Origin of the sequence: Elioraea rosea (assembly GCF_007644105.1) — a bacterium.
Lineage (GTDB): Bacteria > Pseudomonadota > Alphaproteobacteria > Acetobacterales > Acetobacteraceae > Elioraea_A > Elioraea_A rosea.
The window spans coordinates 1-15,532 of the sequence record NZ_VFAC01000008.1; the positions used below are offsets into that span (position 1 = coordinate 1).

General features: G+C 70.8%; 17 protein-coding genes and 1 tRNA gene. 15 read left to right on the forward strand and 3 right to left on the reverse strand.

What is annotated here, in order from left to right; translation table 11 throughout:
- Positions 1-211 precede the first annotated feature (211 nt).
- The 15 genes from dcd (at position 212) to FIF60_RS07510 (ending at position 12,628) form a co-directional block, all read left to right on the forward strand.
- Entirely contained in the window at positions 212-766 is a 555-nt protein-coding gene (gene dcd / locus FIF60_RS07440) for a dCTP deaminase (RefSeq protein ID WP_144185436.1), read from the forward strand.
- 9 nt (positions 767-775) lie between these two features.
- The gene (murA, locus tag FIF60_RS07445) at positions 776-2,038 is read left to right on the forward strand and encodes a UDP-N-acetylglucosamine 1-carboxyvinyltransferase (protein WP_144185437.1); all 1,263 of its coding nucleotides are present in this window, start codon (positions 776-778) and stop codon (positions 2,036-2,038) included.
- Between the two features lie 19 nt (positions 2,039-2,057).
- Positions 2,058-3,230: an OpgC family protein gene (locus FIF60_RS07450; RefSeq protein ID WP_144185438.1), complete on the forward strand. Its 1,173-nt coding sequence runs from the start codon at positions 2,058-2,060 to the stop codon at positions 3,228-3,230.
- The gene (locus FIF60_RS07455; protein ID WP_144185439.1) at positions 3,227-3,988 is read left to right on the forward strand and encodes an SGNH/GDSL hydrolase family protein; all 762 of its coding nucleotides are present in this window, start codon (positions 3,227-3,229) and stop codon (positions 3,986-3,988) included. The genes FIF60_RS07450 and FIF60_RS07455 overlap by 4 nt, the downstream gene beginning before the upstream one ends.
- A 71-nt stretch (positions 3,989-4,059) precedes the next feature.
- On the forward strand, positions 4,060-4,770 hold the full coding sequence (gene hisG / locus FIF60_RS07460) for an ATP phosphoribosyltransferase (RefSeq protein WP_144185440.1): 711 nt from the start codon (positions 4,060-4,062) through the stop codon (positions 4,768-4,770).
- Complete coding sequence (gene hisD, locus FIF60_RS07465) at positions 4,767-6,074, forward strand: histidinol dehydrogenase (protein ID WP_144185441.1); 1,308 nt, start codon at positions 4,767-4,769, stop codon at positions 6,072-6,074. The genes hisG and hisD overlap by 4 nt, the downstream gene beginning before the upstream one ends.
- A gap of 92 nt (positions 6,075-6,166) precedes the next feature.
- A complete protein-coding gene (infA, locus tag FIF60_RS07470) occupies positions 6,167-6,385 on the forward strand; it encodes a translation initiation factor IF-1 (RefSeq protein WP_026299603.1) in 219 nt (72 codons plus the stop codon).
- Positions 6,386-6,417: 32 nt separating this feature from the next.
- On the forward strand, positions 6,418-6,999 hold the full coding sequence (locus FIF60_RS07475) for a Maf family protein (protein ID WP_144185442.1): 582 nt from the start codon (positions 6,418-6,420) through the stop codon (positions 6,997-6,999).
- Positions 6,978-8,162 (forward strand): ribonuclease E/G, encoded by a 1,185-nt coding sequence (locus tag FIF60_RS07480; protein WP_144185443.1) that lies wholly within the window; start codon positions 6,978-6,980, stop codon positions 8,160-8,162. Before FIF60_RS07475 ends, FIF60_RS07480 begins: the two co-directional genes overlap by 22 nt.
- The gene (locus FIF60_RS07485) at positions 8,159-8,347 is read left to right on the forward strand and encodes a DNA gyrase inhibitor YacG (protein ID WP_144185444.1); all 189 of its coding nucleotides are present in this window, start codon (positions 8,159-8,161) and stop codon (positions 8,345-8,347) included. Before FIF60_RS07480 ends, FIF60_RS07485 begins: the two co-directional genes overlap by 4 nt.
- Positions 8,348-8,406: 59 nt before the next feature.
- Positions 8,407-8,482 (forward strand) — tRNA-Phe (locus tag FIF60_RS07490).
- Positions 8,483-8,688: 206 nt separating this feature from the next.
- Positions 8,689-9,555 (forward strand): SDR family oxidoreductase, encoded by an 867-nt coding sequence (locus FIF60_RS07495; RefSeq protein ID WP_144185445.1) that lies wholly within the window; start codon positions 8,689-8,691, stop codon positions 9,553-9,555.
- 59 nt (positions 9,556-9,614) lie between these two features.
- Positions 9,615-10,184 (forward strand): diguanylate cyclase, encoded by a 570-nt coding sequence (locus FIF60_RS07500; RefSeq protein WP_144185446.1) that lies wholly within the window; start codon positions 9,615-9,617, stop codon positions 10,182-10,184.
- Between the two features lie 22 nt (positions 10,185-10,206).
- Positions 10,207-10,395 (forward strand): hypothetical protein, encoded by a 189-nt coding sequence (locus FIF60_RS07505; protein WP_144185447.1) that lies wholly within the window; start codon positions 10,207-10,209, stop codon positions 10,393-10,395.
- Between the two features lie 136 nt (positions 10,396-10,531).
- Positions 10,532-12,628 carry a catalase gene (locus tag FIF60_RS07510; RefSeq protein WP_144185448.1) on the forward strand — a complete coding sequence of 699 codons (2,097 nt, stop codon included), beginning with the start codon at positions 10,532-10,534 and terminating at the stop codon, positions 12,626-12,628.
- Positions 12,629-12,669: 41 nt separating this feature from the next.
- Here FIF60_RS07510 and FIF60_RS07515 read toward each other — a convergent pair whose 3' ends face one another.
- The 3 genes from FIF60_RS07515 to FIF60_RS07525 are packed head-to-tail and all read right to left on the reverse strand — an operon-like array spanning position 12,670 to position 15,529.
- The gene (locus tag FIF60_RS07515) at positions 12,670-13,920 is read right to left on the reverse strand and encodes a CaiB/BaiF CoA transferase family protein (protein ID WP_144185449.1); all 1,251 of its coding nucleotides are present in this window, start codon (positions 13,918-13,920) and stop codon (positions 12,670-12,672) included.
- 29 nt (positions 13,921-13,949) lie between these two features.
- A complete protein-coding gene (locus tag FIF60_RS07520) occupies positions 13,950-14,693 on the reverse strand; it encodes a CoA-transferase (RefSeq protein WP_239451539.1) in 744 nt (247 codons plus the stop codon).
- 2 nt (positions 14,694-14,695) lie between these two features.
- On the reverse strand, positions 14,696-15,529 hold the full coding sequence (locus tag FIF60_RS07525; protein ID WP_144185451.1) for a CoA transferase subunit A: 834 nt from the start codon (positions 15,527-15,529) through the stop codon (positions 14,696-14,698).
- Between the last annotated feature and the right edge of the window lie 3 nt (positions 15,530-15,532).

Below are 15,532 nucleotides of genomic sequence, written 5' to 3' on the forward strand. Positions count from 1 at the left end.
TGACGGAGGCGGGCCTCGCCGCCAAGGCTGCCCGGGAGGCCCGCAGCGCGGCCGCGCTGCGCGAGAACCTCCGCCGGCGGAAGGCCCAGGCACGCGCGCGGGCGGGCGCCGACACGCCTCGCGACGGCGGCCAGGGCAGCGGTTGAGCCGCCCCCCTCGCTCCGCTACACCCTCGGGCCTTCACCCCCGAGACAGCGGAGTCGCCCCGCCCATGGGCATCCTGCCCGACCACTGGATCCGCCGCATGGCGACGGAGCACGGGATGATCTCCCCCTTCGTCGAGAAGCAGACGCGCGAAGGCGTGATCAGCTACGGCCTCTCCTCCTACGGCTACGATGCCCGCGTCGGCCCCGACTTCAAGATCTTCACGAACGTGGAGAGCGCGGTGGTCGACCCGAAGAACTTCTCCCCCGCTTCCTTCGTCGACCGCACGACGGATGTCTGCGTCATCCCGCCGAACTCCTTCGCGCTCGCTCACACGATCGAGTATTTCCGGATCCCGCGCGACGTGCTCGTGATCTGCCTCGGGAAGTCCACCTACGCACGGTGCGGCATCATCGTGAACGTGACGCCGCTCGAGCCGGAATGGGAAGGCCAGGTGACCATCGAGATCAGCAACACCACCCCGCTGCCGGCACGCATCTACGCCAACGAGGGGATCTGCCAGTTCCTGTTCCTCAGGGGCACCGAGGTCTGCGAGACGAGCTACGCCGACCGCGCGGGCAAGTACATGCGCCAGCGCGGCGTCGCGCTGCCGAAACTCTGAGGGGCAGGGATGGACCGCATCCGCATCCGTGGCGGCAGGCCGCTCGAGGGCACAATCCGCATCGGGGGCGCGAAGAACGCCGCCCTGCCTCTGATGGCCGCAGGCCTGCTGACCGACGAGCGGCTGACGCTCACCAACGTTCCCGCGCTCGCCGACATCGCGACCATGAGCTCGCTCCTGCGCACGCTCGGCATCGCCGTCGAGCCGGTCGGCAATGACGGGCGGACGCTCGCAATCGGCGGGGCCATCGCCTCGTCGGAGGCGCCCTACGACATCGTGCGCAAGATGCGCGCCTCGGTCCTGGTGCTCGGCCCCCTCGTCGCCCGCACCGGGCTCGCGCGGGTGTCGCTGCCTGGCGGCTGCGCCATCGGCACGCGGCCGATCGACCTTCACCTGAAGGCGCTCGAGCAGCTCGGCGCAGAGATCAGCCTCGAGGGCGGCTACGTCACCGCAACCGCGAAGCAGGGCCTGAAGGGGGCGACGGTGATCTTCCCCTTCGTCTCGGTCGGCGCGACCGAGAACCTGCTGATGGCCGCCTCGCTCGCCGAAGGCACGACGGTGATCGCCAATGCCGCGCGCGAGCCTGAGATCGGCGACCTTGCCGCCTGCCTCGCGGCGATGGGCGCCCGCATCGAGGGCGTCGGCACCGACAGGCTGACCGTCCATGGCGTGCCGAGCCTCTCGGCCGCGACGCATGCGATCATCCCCGACAGGATCGAGACGGGCACCTATGCCTGTGCCGCCGCCATCACCGGTGGGGCGGTGCTGCTCGAAGGGGCGAAGCTCGAGCATCTCGGCGCGGTGGTGCGCACGCTGCGCGAGGCCGGCGTCGAGGTTGCCGAGGCCGAGGGCGGGCTGTCGGTGAAGCGCCTGAACGGCCTGCACGGCGCGGACGCGATGACCGAGCCCTATCCCGGCTTCCCGACCGACATGCAGGCCCAGTTCATGGCGCTGATGAGCGTCGCCGAGGGCGCCTCGATGGTCACCGAGACGATCTTCGAGAACCGCTTCATGCACGTGCCCGAGCTCGCGCGGATGGGGGCGCACATCGTCGTCCATGGCGCGTCGGCCATCGTGCGCGGCGTGCCAGCCCTCTCCGGCGCCCCGGTGATGGCGACCGACCTTCGCGCCTCCGTCTCGCTCGTGCTCGCCGGCCTCGCGGCGAAGGGCGAGACGATCGTCAACCGCGTCTACCATCTCGATCGCGGCTACGAGCGGGTGGAGGAGAAGCTCGCCGCCTGCGGCGCGGCCATCGAGCGCATCCCCGGTTAGGCAGCGCGCGGGGCGGGGCATGCGCGCGCTCGTCCGTACCAACAGGGACCTCCGCGTCGATTTCTTCCGCGGCTTCGCGCTCTACTGCATCTTCGTCGGCCACATCCCAGACCACGTGCTCTGGGTGCTCACGCTGCAGGTGCTCGGGCCGTCCGACAGCACCGAGACCTTCATCTTCCTTGCAGGCTACTCGGCCGCCATCGCCTATGGCCGCTCGTACGACCGCTTCGGCTGGACCTATGCCGCGACGGCGGTGCTGCTCCGGGTCTGGACGCTCTATGTCGTCCACATCTTCATGTTCGTCGCCTTCGTCGCGCAGGTCTCGTGGTCGGCCACGCGCTTCGCCAACCCGGCCTATATCGACGAGATCAACATCGGGGCCTTCCTTGACGAACCGCACATTGCCGTGCTCGACGCGCTCTCCCTGCGCTTCCAGCCGGCGTTCATGGACATCCTGCCGCTCTACATCGTCGTGCTGCTGGTCTTCGCAGCGATGCTGCCGCTGCTGCGGCGCCCCGCCGTGCTCCTGGCCGTATCGGGCGCGCTCTACCTCTTCGTGCGCGTGACACGCTTCAACCTGCCGACGGCGAGCGGGGAGTGGTTCTTCAACCCGCTTGCCTGGCAGTTCCTGTTCATGGCGGGCGGGGCCGTGGTGGTCATGCCGGACCGGACGCACGCCGCGCTCCGCCGGGCGGGGCCGGTGCTTCTGCCGCTTGCCATCGGCTTCGCCCTCGTCGGCCTGTTCATCAGCGCGGTCTGGCGCATCCCGGCGGTCTATGCGGCGCTGCCGGAGCCCTTCGCGGCGCTCATCTACACGAGCATCGACAAGTCGGGGCTTCACCCGCTCCGGCTGCTGCACTTCCTGGCGCTCGCCTACCTCGTGGCCCGGATCGTGCCGGAAGGCGCGCGCTGGCTCACCTCCTGGGCGGCACTGCCCTTCACCCTGGCCGGGCAGCACGGGCTGGTCGTGTTCACGCTCGGCGTCTTCCTCTCCTTCCTGGGCCGCCTCGTGATGCAGGAATGGGACGCCACGCTGCCCACGCAGCTTGCCATCGCCGTACTTGGCTGGGCCGTGTGCGTTGCCGTCTCGGCATTCCAGGCCTGGTACGACGGCAAGGGCAGGCCGCCGAAGCAGCGCCCCGCATCGCCCCCCTTGGCGGAAGTGGGCTCTCCTGATAGCGGTGCGTCATGATCGGTTGCCGCAGGCTCATCGCCGCGCTGGCCGCTCTGGCTGGTGTCGTGGCATCGCCCGTCTCCGCGGTCCCGGCGGCGGCGGACAAGTGCGCCGCACCGGCGGAGTTCTCCGTCGCCTCCGGCGCGCTGCCGAATGCCGCCGCCGCGGTGAAGCAGCGCAAGCGCCTCGCTGTCCTTGTCCTCGGCACCGGCTCCTCGACGAATGGTGGCACCTCCGACCAGGCCGCCTCCTACCCGCAGCGGCTGGAGAACGACCTCGCGGCTGCCTTCCCCGGCATCACCGTCACGCTCCAGACCCGCGGCGGACGCGGGCTAACGGCGGCCGACATGCTTCCCCTGCTCGTCGAGGCGCTCGACCAGTTCCGGCCCGACCTCGTGGTCTGGCAGTCCGGCACCGTCGACGCCGTCCGAGGCCTCGACCCGGACGGGTATGGCGAGACCGTGTCGGAAGGCATCGAGAAGGCTCTCCAGCGCCGCGCCGATGTCGTGCTGATGGACATGCAGTTCAGCCGCTTCTCCCGCGCCGCGGTGAACTACGGCCCCTTCCGGCAGGCGCTCGACACGGCTGCCTTGGCGCATGGCGCGCTGAGCTTCCCCCGCTACGAGCTGATGCGCTACTGGGCCGCCGCGGGGCAGATCGACGTCGAGCGGGCGCCGAGGCCGAAATGGGCGGCCGAGGCCGACGCGCTGCACGCGTGCATCGCCAAGAAGCTCACCGAGCTGATCCGCGACGGCATCCGCCAGGCCGGACCCTGAGGCGCGCGCCGGGCCCGACGCGCGGCCCGCTCGGCTTGTTGCCCCGCCCCCCCGATGCTACCACCCGCGCCGTGAACGCGCCGATCCCCGCCTCCCTGTCGCACCCCGCGCTCGCCCGCCCCGATGCCGGGCCACTCGTCCTCGCCCTGCCCAAGGGGCGCATCCTCTCCGAGCTCGGCCCCGTGCTCGAGCGCGCCGGCATCGCCCCCGATCCCGACTACGCGAACGAGGACAGCCGCAAGCTCCGCTTCCGCACCAACGACCCCGGGCTCGACGTCGTCCGCGTGCGGCCGTTCGACGTCGCGACCTTCGTAGCCTTCGGCGCGGCCGCGATCGGCGTCGTCGGCTCCGACGTGCTCATGGAGTTCGACTACCCCGAGCTCTACGCCCCGCTCGACCTTCGCCTCGGCCTCTGCCGGCTCTCGATCGCCGCGCCGGCCGCCGTCCTCGCCGCGGAGGACGACCCCGCGCGCTGGAGCCAGATAAGGGTCGCGACCAAGTATCCGCGCATCGCCCGCCGGCACTTCGCCGCGCGCGGCGTCACCGCCGACGTGGTGGAGCTCTCCGGCGCCATGGAGCTCGCCCCCTCGCTCGGCCTCTCGCGGCTGATCCTCGACCTCGTCCAGACAGGCTCGACGCTCCGCGCCAACGGGCTCGTGGAGATCGAGCATGTCGCGAATGTCTCGACGCGGCTGATCGTGAACCGCGCCGCGCTGAAGACGCGGCCCGAGCTTCTCGGCGGCTGGATCGCGCGGTTCCGCGCCGCCGCCGCGGCGTCATGAGCGGGCCGCGCCGCCTCTCGGCGGGCGAGCCCGGGTTCGAGGATGCCTTCGCCGCCCTGCTCGCCGACCGCGACGAGGCCAATCTCGACGCGGAAAAGGCCGCCGCCGCGATCATCGCCGAGGTGCGGGCGCGCGGCGACGCAGCGATCGTCGACTACACCGCGCGGTTCGACAGGCTGACGCTCACGCCGGAACGGTTCCGCGTGACGGAGGAGGAGATCGCCGCGGCCGATGCCGCCACGCCGCCGACGCTCGCCGGGGCGCTCGACATCGCCGCGGCGCGCATCGCCGCCTTCCACCGCGCGCAGATGCCGTCCGACCTCGCGACACGGGATGCCGCGGGGGTGCATCTCGGCATGCGCTGGGGCCCGCTCGACAGCGTCGGCATCTACGTGCCCGGCGGCAAGGCGGCCTACCCGTCCTCGGTGCTCATGAACGCGATTCCAGCGCGCGTCGCGGGCGTCCCGCGCATCGCCATGGTCGTGCCCTCGCCGGACGGCGTGCTGAACCCTCTCGTGCTCGCCGCCGCGCGCCGCGCCGGCGTGACGGAGATCTTCCGCATCGGCGGCGCGCAGGCCGTCGCCGCGCTCGCCTACGGCACCGACACCGTCCCGCCGGTCGACCGCATCGTGGGCCCCGGCAACGCCTATGTCGCGGCCGCCAAGCGGCAGGTGTTCGGCGCCGTCGGCATCGACATGATCGCCGGCCCGTCGGAAGTGGTGGTGGTGGCAGACGGCGCGAACGACCCGCGCTGGATCGCCGTCGACCTGCTCGCCCAGGCGGAGCATGACGAGGCGGCGCAGGCCATCCTGATCACCGACGATGCCGGCTTCGGCGACCGGGTGGCTGCCACGGTCGAGGAGGAGCTGGCCGCGAGCCCGCGCGGGGCGATCGCCGGCGCCTCCTGGCGGGCGCATGGGGCGATCATCGCCGTGCGCGACCTCGAGCAGGCGGCAGCGCTCGTCAACCGCCTCGCGCCGGAGCATCTCGAGCTCGCCGTCGCCGAGCCCGCGAAGCTCTTCTCGCGCATCCGCCATGCAGGGGCGGTGTTCCTCGGCCGCCACTGCCCCGAGGCGCTGGGGGACTACGTCGCTGGCCCGAACCATGTGCTGCCGACCTCGCGCACCGCGCGCTTCGCGTCCGGCCTTTCGGTGTTCGACTTCCTCAAGCGCACCACCTGGGTCTCCGCCGATGCCGCGGCGCTCGCAGCGATCGGCCCGGCCGCCGTGGCGCTCGCCGAAGCCGAGGGGCTGCCCGCGCATGCGCGCTCGGTCTCGCTCAGGCTTGCCGCAGGGCGCAGCTGACGGCCCTCTGCTTGACCGCGCCGGCTCCGGCGATCATGTTCCGGCCCCAACATGCGCCCCCGGGGGATGGGGCGCTGAACAACCGAGGTTCGATGCCGAAAGAAGACATGATCGAGTTCGACGGCATGGTGACGGAGCTTCTGCCCAACGCCATGTTCCGCGTGAAGCTCGACAACGACCACGTCATCCTCGCCCACACATCGGGCAAGATGCGCAAGAACCGCATCCGCGTGCTGGCGGGAGACCGCGTGAAGGTCGAGATGACGCCGTATGACCTGACCAAGGGACGCATCACGTTCCGCTTCAAGTAGACCGCCCGGCAGGGCCCGCGCGCCCTCGCCTCGTGCTCGCCTCCGCCTCGCCGCGGCGGCTAGAGCTTCTGCGCCAGATCGGCCTCGTTCCCGATGCCGTCGACCCAGCCGAGATCGACGAGACGCCGCGCCCGCGCGAGTTGCCTGCCACGCTCGCCGCGCGCCTCTGCCGCGCCAAGGCCGAAGCGGTCGCCGCCCGCCATCCGGATGCCTTCGTGCTGGCCGCCGACACGGTGGTGGCGCTCGGCCGGCGCGCCCTGCCGAAGGCCGAGACGGAAGAGGAGGCACATCGCTGCCTCGAGGGGCTGTCGGGGCGCCGGCACCGCGTTCTCGGTGGCATCTGCCTGATCGCGCCGGATGGACGGCGGGCCGAGCGGCTCGCCGCGACCGTCGTGCGCTTCAAGCGGCTCGAGCGCGCGGAGATCGAGGCCTATCTCGCCTCGGGCGAGTGGCACGGCAAGGCGGGCGGCTACGCCATCCAGGGCCTCGCCGCTGCCTTCATCCCCTTCATCGGCGGCAGCCATTCCAACGTCGTCGGCCTCGCGCTCGGCGAGACGGCGGCGATGCTCTCGGGCCTCGGTTTCCCCGTGCCATGGCGGACGACCGCCTCCTGATCGCCTCGAGCCCGGGCGAGCACCGGCTCGCCAGGCTCCGGGGACGAAGCCTCGTCGCCTACGCGGTCGAGCGCCCGTCCCAGCCCGAGCGCGTCGGCGCGCTGGTCCATGCCCGCGTCACCGCGCTCGCACCCGCCCTCGCTGGTGCCTTCCTCGCCATCGGCGGCGGAGAGAGCGCCTTCCTTCCCGCTGCCGAGGCAGAGCCCGACCGGCCCGACGGCGCCGCGGCGAAGCCGATCGGCGCGCTCGTGCATGTCGGCCAGGCGATCGCGGTGCGCATCACCCGCGCGGCGATGGGCGGCAAGGGCGCGCGCGCGACCGCCCGCATCCCTGCCGAGGACCGCGCGGCGGCTGCACGCGTGCAGCCCCCCGCGCTCGTCTCGCCCGGCCCCGGGCCCATCGCCCGTGCCCTGGCCGATCCACCCTCTGGCATGCTGCTCGACGACCCCGACCTCGCACGCCGCCTCCGCGAGGGCTTCCCCGCGCTTGCCGGGCGCATCACCGTCCGCCCCGGCACGCCGGCCTTCGATGACGCGCTCGAGGAGGAGATCGAGGGGCTTCTCGACCCCGACGTCCGGCTGCCGCGCGGCGGGCGGCTTCGCATCGCCATCACGCCTGCGGCAAAGACGATCGACGTCGACACCGGCGGTGCCGGGGGCGGCAGCGCGCGGGCGGAGCGGGACGCAGCGAACCGCGCGGCGCTGTCGGAAGCCGCGCGCCAGGTGGCGCTGCGCTCCCTCTCCGGAAACATCGTGATCGACCTCGCGGGCCTGCCCGGAGGAAAGGGGGCGCGGGCGGGGTTGCTCGCCGCGGCCGAGGCCGGCTTCGCGAGCTGGACGCCCGACGCGCGCGTGCTCGGCTTCTCGCGGCTCGGCCTGCTCGAGGTCGTTCGTCCCCGGGTGTTTCCACCCCTTGCCGAGGTGATGGGCGCGCCGGCAGACGGGGTGGTGCTTTCTCCGCTCAGCCATGCGCTGGCGGCGTTCCGCGCCGCGCTTCGGAACCCACGCGCGCCGCGCCTCGTCGCCTCCCCCGCCGTGATCGCCGCCGCCCGCGCGGAGGCAGACGCGCTTGCAGCGCTAGCGGCTAAGCTCGGCCGTCCCCTCGCGCTTGCCGAGGATGCCGCCTTGCCCGACGCAGCCTGGCGCGTGGAGGATGGAGCATGAAAGCGCCCACCTGCCCGATCTGCCGCCGCCCCTTGCCGACCGCGCCGGAGGCTGCACGCTTCCGCCCCTTCTGCAGCCGCCGCTGCGCCGATGTGGACCTGCACCGGTGGCTCACCGGCGCCTACAAGGTCGAGACAGATGAGGCGCCTGGTACCGACGCGGCCGACCGCGACGGCGAGCGCTGACCCAGGCGGGTTATGGACAGAGGCCGCGTCCTCTAGTATCACCCCCGGCCTCTGCCGGTGCCCAGGTAGCTCAGTTGGTAGAGCATGCGACTGAAAATCGCAGTGTCGCTGGTTCGATTCCGGCCCTGGGCACCACTTCCCTCAGCTGATTCCTCGGCCTGACCGATCGCGCGGGCGCCTGCCCGCAGCGGGCACACCCTAGACAGCAGCGACGTTGGACAGCTCGGCTCGGGTCCGCGCGCCGTAACCGGCCCCCCGATCCGCCGAACCCAATCGCGTGAGCGGCGGAACGATCACGCCACCCGGTCGTTCCTCAAGTCTGTGATCAGGGAGGAGCCCGCATGACCGAGGACGCTCTCCAACCGCCGCAAACGCAGCCGGTCCAGCCAGGGCTCGAGGGGGAGATGGATCCCCAGCCCCGCTCCTTCACGCGCGACTGGATCGGCAGCGGGAAGCTTGCCGGCAGAACGGCACTCGTCACCGGCGGGGATTCCGGGATCGGGCGCGCCGTCGCCATCGGCTTTGCCAAGGAAGGCGCCGACGTGGTCATCGCCTATCGCGACGAGGAGGAGGACGCGCAGGCCACCTGCGCGCATGTCGAGCGCGAGGGTCGACGATGCCTCGCCATCGGCGGCGACATCGCGGATCGCGATTTCTGCAACGACCTCGTTGGATCCGCCGCACGGTTCCTCGGAGACCGCATCGACATCCTCGTGAACAATGCCGCCGTGCAGCATCCTGTCGAGGACTTTGCTGACATCGAGGACGAGCTCATCGAGCGCACCTTCCGTGTCAACATCCTGTCGATGTTCTGGATCACCCGGCCTGCCCTCGCCCACATGCCTAAAGGGTCGAGCATCATCAATTCGACCTCGGTGACCGCCTATCGCGGCAGCGCGCAGCTCGTCGACTATGCCGCGACGAAAGGGGCGATCGTCGCCTTCACGCGAAGCCTCTCGCAGAGCCTCTGGCCCGAGCGGCGCATCAGGGTGAACGCCGTCGCGCCCGGCCCGATCTGGACGCCGCTCATTCCCGCCTCGTTCGACGCGGAGCGTGTCGCGCGCCACGGCAGCTCCGTGCCGATGAACCGTGCAGGACAGCCGGACGAGGTGGCACCAAGCTACATCTTCCTCGCCTCGGATCGTGACGCGAGCTACGTCACCGGTCAGGTGCTGCACCCGAATGGCGGCTCCGTCGTGAACGGCTGAGCGGCGATCCGCCCCGGACAGACGCGCGCGGTCGAGGCGAGGTGAAGGAGATCCGGACGATGGACGACCCGGCAATCCTGCTGCTTCTCTACGTCGTCCTGCCGCTGTGGCTCGCGGCGGGCTTCGCCGACTGGCTCTGCCACAGGGCGACCTCGATCGCGACCACCGCAGGGCCGAAGGAATCCCTCATCCATCTGCTGATGCTCGCGCAGGTCGGCGTGCCCGTGCTCGCCGCGCTCTTCCTCGAGATCAACGCAGGCATCATCGCCTTCATGCTCGTGATGTTCATCGCTCATGAAGCGACATCCTGGTGGGATGTCAGCTACGCCTCCGCGCACCGGGAGATCAAACCGGTGGAGCAGCACGTCCACAGCTTCCTCGAGGTGCTGCCCCTCATGGCTCTCCTCGTCGTCGTCTCGCGCCACTGGGACCAGGCCCTCGCCCTCTTCGGCGCTGGCTCGGAGGCGGCAGAGTTTGCCTTGCGGTGGAAGGAGGAGCCGCTTCCCGTCCTCTACGTCATCTTCCTGATGTCGGCGATCGTCATCTTCGAGCTGCTTCCCTATCTGGAGGAACTGCTGCGCGGCCTGCGCGCGAGACGGAGAGGCGCCGTCGCCGCCGACGCGAAGTAGGCCCGGCCAGTCGCACTCTCCGATGACCGTCTGCGAAGTCGACGTCGCCTCGCGATCCGACCAGCCCTTCGCCGCCCTCACCTGCCTGAAGACGCCAGTCAGCCTGTCCGCGGACAGCGGCGCGGGCGGCCACTGCGCCGGGCTCGGCCAGCAGGTCTGGGCCGGGGCTGTGTTCGGGTGGATCGCCGATACCGTGGGCTGGCGGGAGTGACCGACGACCGGACGACCGCCTGAGGCGCGATGGAACTTCTGCCTCGCTCGTTGGTTGTCTCCATGAGCCGCGGTGCATCCCGCGCGCCCATGACGGCTGGCCGGCGTCGCTCCGGCCGGAACCAGGAGGAGCAGCCATGGCCATCAAGGCCCCCCGCAAACCCGCTCATACCGAAAGCGAAACGTCAGGCATGGGCGGCGAGATCCACCAGCGCGCCGGGAGCCGCGAGACGGCGCTGACGACCGACCAGGGCATCGCCGTCGGCGACAACCAGAACTCCCTGCGCGCGGGGCCGAGGGGCCCGACGCTCCTCGAGGACTTCGTGCTGCGCGAGAAGCTGATGCGCTTCGACCACGAGCGCATCCCCGAGCGCGTGGTCCACGCCCGCGGCACGGGCGCGCACGGCTATTTCGAGCTGACCGATTCGCTTTCCGACCTGACGACGGCCGCGATCCTCACCGAGGTCGGCAAGCGGACGGAGGTCTTCGTGCGCTTCTCCACGGTTGCGGGAAGCAAGGGCTCGCCCGACCTCGCACGCGACGTGCGCGGCTTCGCGGTGAAGTTTTACACCCGCGAAGGCAACTGGGACCTCGTGGGCAACAACATCCCCGTCTTCTTCATCCAGGACGCGATCAAGTTCCCCGACCTGGTGCATGCGGCAAAGCCGGAGCCCGACCGCGGATTCCCCCAGGCGCAGACGGCGCACGACACGTTCTGGGACTACATCGCGCTGACCCCCGAAGCGATGCACATGATCATGTGGACGATGTCGGACCGTGCCATTCCGCGATCGTTCCGGATGATGGAGGGCTTCGGCGTGCACAGCTTCCGGCTGATCGACGCCGAGGGCCGCTCGCGCTTCGTGAAGTTCCACTGGCGTCCGAAGCTCGGCATGCAGTCCGTCCTGTGGGACGAGGCGGTGAAGATCAACGGCGCCGACCCAGACTACCATCGCCGCGACCTCTGGACGGCAATCGACCGCGGCGACTTCCCGGAATGGGAGCTCGGCGTTCAGGTGTTCGACGAGGCCGAGGCCGAGGCGCTCGAGTTCGACCATCTCGACGCAACGAAGATCATCCCCGAGGAGAAGATCCCGCTGCGCATCATCGGGCGGATGGTGCTCGACCGGAACATCGACAACTTCTTCGCCGAGACCGAGCAGGTGGCGTTCTGTACCGGGAACGTTCCGCCCGGCATCGATTTCAGCGACGACCCCCTGCTGCAGGGGCGGAACTTCTCCTATCTCGACACGCAGCTCTCTCGCCTCGGCAGCCCGCATTTCACTCAGATCCCGGTGAACCAGCCGAAGGGCTGCCCCGTGCGGAACTTCAATCGCGACGGGCACATGCAGATCGCCGTGCCGAAGGGTCGCGTGGCCTACGAGCCGAGCATGCTCGCCCCTGACGGACCGCGCGAGCATCCGCCCTCCGGCGTCCGCAGCGCGGCAGTGCCGTTCTCGGGCGAGAAGGGTCGCGAGCGTGCGGAAACCTTCGCCGATCACTACAGCCAGGCGCGCCTGTTCTACATGAGCCAGACGGAGGTCGAGCAGCAGCACATCGCCGATGCGCTGGTGTTCGAGCTCAGCAAGGTCGAGACCATGGCGTTGCGCGAACGGATGCTGCGCCATCTCGCGAATATCGACGAGGGGCTGTGCGCCAGCGTCGCCGAAGGGCTCGGTTTCCGGGGAGCGGTCGAACCACTCCAAGCTGCGCGGCCCACGCGGACCGACCTTGAAGCCTCTCCGGCGCTGAGCATTCTCGCCAAGGCGAAGCCCACGCTCGCGGGGCGGATGATCGGCTGCGTCATGACCGATGGCGCCGATCGCGCGGTGATCGAGGCGCTGCGGGACAGCGTGACGGCAGCGGGTGCGAGCGTCATGCTGATCGCCCCCGCGGTCGGCGGCATCGTGGCAGGCGACGGCACGCACATCCCCGCCGATGCGCAGCTCGCCGGGGCGCCTTCGGTGCTCTTCGATGCCGTGGCGCTCGTCACGTCGCGCAAGGGCGTGACGGAGCTTCTCTCCGACCCGAGGTCCGTCGCCTTCGTGCATGACGCGTACGCGCATCTGAAGGTCATCGGCCACAGCGCGGAGGCCAAGCCGCTTCTCGAGAAGGCGGGCGTGATGCCGGACAAGGGCATCGTGCCGCTGGACGGCAAGCGCGCCGCGACCTTCGCCGAGCGCGCCGCCGCAGGCCGCATCTGGGACCGCGACCCAGGCGCGAACGCGGCCTGAGGACAGGCCGGCCGGGACGCGTTGCCCCGGCCGGCCTCGCTCTATTCGGCCGCCTTCGGCTGCGGTGCCGGGCGGGCTTCCCGGCGCCGTTCGGTGACGAGAACGTCGGTGCGCTTGAGCGCCTCGATCTCCTCCGCCGAGAAGCCATGCGCCGCGAGCACGCCCTCGCCATCCGCGCCGAAGCGCGGCGGTGCGGCCCGCGCCCCACCTGGCGTGCGGCCGAACTTGATCGGCGTGTTCAGCCCCTTGTACCAGCCGATCTCGGCGACCATCTCGCGCGCCTTGGTGTGCGGCGCCTCGGCCACCTCGTCGATGAACAGAACCGGCCCGGCCGGCAGGCCGTTCGCGAGCAGCCGCGAGCAGAGCGCGTGGCCGTCCTCCTCCGCAACGATCGCCTGAACGATCTCGGAGAGCTCCTTGCGGTTGGCCATCCTGTCGGCATTGGTGCGGAAGCGCGCATCGTCCGCGAGCGCGGGCTGGCCGAGCAGCCCGCACATGCGGCGGAAGGTCGCGTCGTTGCCTGTGCCGATGAAGATCTCGCAGGTGCGCGTGCGGTACTTGTCGTACGGTGCGAGGTTCGGGTGCGGGTTGCCGGTTGCCGCCGGCCGCTTGCCGGAGAGGAAGAAGTTCGCCGCGTGGGGGTGCAGCAGCGCCATGCCGCAATCGTGCAGCGTCATGTCGATGTACTGGCCCTTGCCCGAGCCCTGCCGCTCGACCACCGCCATCAGGATCGCGATCGCGCTGAAGAGGCCGGTGCCGATATCGACGACGGGCGTGGCAAGCCGCGTCGGCCCGCTCGTCTCCGTGCCGTTGATGCTCATGAGCCCGACCATCGCCTGCACGATGGCGTCGTAGCCCGGGAAGCCGCCGAGCGGGCCCTCCGCGCCGAAGCCGGAGACGCGGCAATGGATCAGGCGCGGGAACCGTTCCGAGAGCGTCGCGTAGCCGAGCCCCCATTTCTCCATCGTGCCAGGCTTGAAGTTCTCGATGACGACATCGGCGCCATCGAGAAGCCTGAGCAGCACCTCGCGCGCCTCGGGCCGAGCGAGGTCGAGCGCGAGCGACTTCTTGTTGCGGTTGACGCCGATGAAGTAGCTCGCGTCGCGCCCGCCTTCCTCGTGGTCATGGAACGGGGGGCCCCAGTCGCGCACCTCGTCGCCCTGCGGCGGCTCGATCTTGATGACCTCCGCGCCATGGTCCGACAGGACCATGGTGCAGTAGGGGCCGCCGAGAACGCGGGTGAGGTCGATCACCTTCAGGCCGGCAAGCGCGCCCTTGGATGGTCCCGGCATGATGCTCCTCTCCTTTCAGCACGCCGCGCTCAGGCGGCCTTCGCGCCGAACACGCGGGCGCAGAAATTGGGGTAGGTGTCCTCGAGCGCGGCACGGATCGGCCCGCGAAGCGCCGCAAGGTCCTCGGCCGAGGGGCCGCGTGTCTCGCCGAGCTCTGCCGCCTCGTCATACTCGAAACCGGTTGCCTCGCGAACGCTCTGCCGCGTCTCGCCCGGGTGAAGCGAGGCAAGGGTGAAGCGGGCCGCTTCGGGGTCGAAGGTGAACACGCAGCGGCCCGTCACAAGGGCCTGGGCATGGCCGCGGCGGAACGTTCCCCGCGGCGAGACGCCCGGAGCGGACACATAGTCCACCTTCGGCACCAGCACGCGCGGGCTGTGCTCCTCGCGGAACAGGATCGTGCGCGGAACGGTGAAGTACATGAACGGCGCGCCGAAATTGCCCGGCAGCCGCGCGGCAGAGCCCGGCGGGTCGCCCGTGCCGAGAAGGTTGATGTTGGCCGCGCCGTCGATCTGGACGCCGCCGAGGAAGAACAGGTCGATCCGGCCTTGGCCGGCGAGGTCGAACAGCTCGCGCGTTCCCTCGGTGAACGGGTTGCCGACGCGCCGCTGCAGAAGCGACAGGCGGATCTCGGCGCCGCGGTGGCGCGCGAGCATCACCGCATGGGCGGGAATCGGGCTCGCCGCGCCGACGGCGGCGTGACGGACAGGGTGCGGGTGCGGCGCGGCGATCAGGTCGGCGATCGCCGCGATCAGCCGCTCCTCCTGCGTCGCCATGCTCATTCCGCCGCCCGTGCCGCCGGCCCGTACACATGCGCCGAGAGCCAGGCGCGGAAGCCCTCCTCGGTCTTCGCCTCGCGGGCATAGGCGTCGAGCGCCTTCTGGTCGGCACCGTAGAGGTCGAGCACGCCGAGCGGCCAGGCGCCCCGCTCCGCCACGGCGACGGCCGAGACGTAGAGCGCGCCGATGACGCCTGGCGCCATGCGCTCATCCTCCGTCAGGTCTCCGTCGACGATGCGCTCGACCGTCACCAGCGTCGTCTTCGCCGCATGCGCGATGGTGGCGAGCTCGCGCCGGCGGCCGACCCACACATTGCCCGCGCGATCGGCCGCCACCGCGTGGATCAGCGCGACATCGGGCGAGAGCGCGGGAACGAGGACGATCGGGTCCTTCTCCTCGGAGAACGGATTGTCGATCACCCGCCAGTCAGGCCGCGAGGCAAGCAGGTCGGAGCCGAGGATGCCGCGAAGCGGCATGAAGGGAACGCCCTTCTCGGCCGCCTGAAGTGCCGTGTGCACCGCCGGGCAGGTGGCATCGGTGATCGGCAGCGCGCCCGACTTCATAGCCACGGTGAAGCGCGGGGCGAAGCCCGCCTCGCCGAGCGTGACGGCTGCGGTGGTGAGCCGCGACACGGCACCCGCCCCGATCAGGAGGTCGGTGGCGAAACCGGAGACGGGCACGCCGATGACATGCAGGTCGCGCACGCCGCGCCGGATGAGCGCGCGCACGAGCGAGACGGGACAGAGCGAGTTGTCCGGCGGAAGCGCGACCGTCGCGCCATCGGGCACGCGGGCGGCGAGCGCATCGAGCTCGAGCAGGGGCGGCGGTATCATCGG

Excerpts from the sequence above, each read along its gene's own strand:
- dcd (WP_144185436.1), top strand. The coding sequence starts at position 212 with ATGGGCATCCTGCCCGACCACTGGATCCGCCGCATGGCGACGGAGCAC.
- murA (WP_144185437.1), top strand. The coding sequence starts at position 776 with ATGGACCGCATCCGCATCCGTGGCGGCAGGCCGCTCGAGGGCACAATC.
- FIF60_RS07450 (WP_144185438.1), top strand. The coding sequence starts at position 2,058 with ATGCGCGCGCTCGTCCGTACCAACAGGGACCTCCGCGTCGATTTCTTC.
- FIF60_RS07455 (WP_144185439.1), top strand. The coding sequence starts at position 3,227 with ATGATCGGTTGCCGCAGGCTCATCGCCGCGCTGGCCGCTCTGGCTGGT.
- hisD (WP_144185441.1), top strand. The coding sequence starts at position 4,767 with ATGAGCGGGCCGCGCCGCCTCTCGGCGGGCGAGCCCGGGTTCGAGGAT.
- infA (WP_026299603.1), top strand. The coding sequence starts at position 6,167 with ATGCCGAAAGAAGACATGATCGAGTTCGACGGCATGGTGACGGAGCTT.
- FIF60_RS07480 (WP_144185443.1), top strand. The coding sequence starts at position 6,978 with ATGGCGGACGACCGCCTCCTGATCGCCTCGAGCCCGGGCGAGCACCGG.
- FIF60_RS07485 (WP_144185444.1), top strand. The coding sequence starts at position 8,159 with ATGAAAGCGCCCACCTGCCCGATCTGCCGCCGCCCCTTGCCGACCGCG.
- FIF60_RS07495 (WP_144185445.1), top strand. The coding sequence starts at position 8,689 with ATGACCGAGGACGCTCTCCAACCGCCGCAAACGCAGCCGGTCCAGCCA.
- FIF60_RS07500 (WP_144185446.1), top strand. The coding sequence starts at position 9,615 with ATGGACGACCCGGCAATCCTGCTGCTTCTCTACGTCGTCCTGCCGCTG.
- FIF60_RS07505 (WP_144185447.1), top strand. The coding sequence starts at position 10,207 with ATGACCGTCTGCGAAGTCGACGTCGCCTCGCGATCCGACCAGCCCTTC.
- FIF60_RS07510 (WP_144185448.1), top strand. The coding sequence starts at position 10,532 with ATGGCCATCAAGGCCCCCCGCAAACCCGCTCATACCGAAAGCGAAACG.
- FIF60_RS07515 (WP_144185449.1), bottom strand. The coding sequence starts at position 13,920 with ATGCCGGGACCATCCAAGGGCGCGCTTGCCGGCCTGAAGGTGATCGAC.
- FIF60_RS07520 (WP_239451539.1), bottom strand. The coding sequence starts at position 14,693 with ATGGCGACGCAGGAGGAGCGGCTGATCGCGGCGATCGCCGACCTGATC.
- FIF60_RS07525 (WP_144185451.1), bottom strand. The coding sequence starts at position 15,529 with ATGATACCGCCGCCCCTGCTCGAGCTCGATGCGCTCGCCGCCCGCGTG.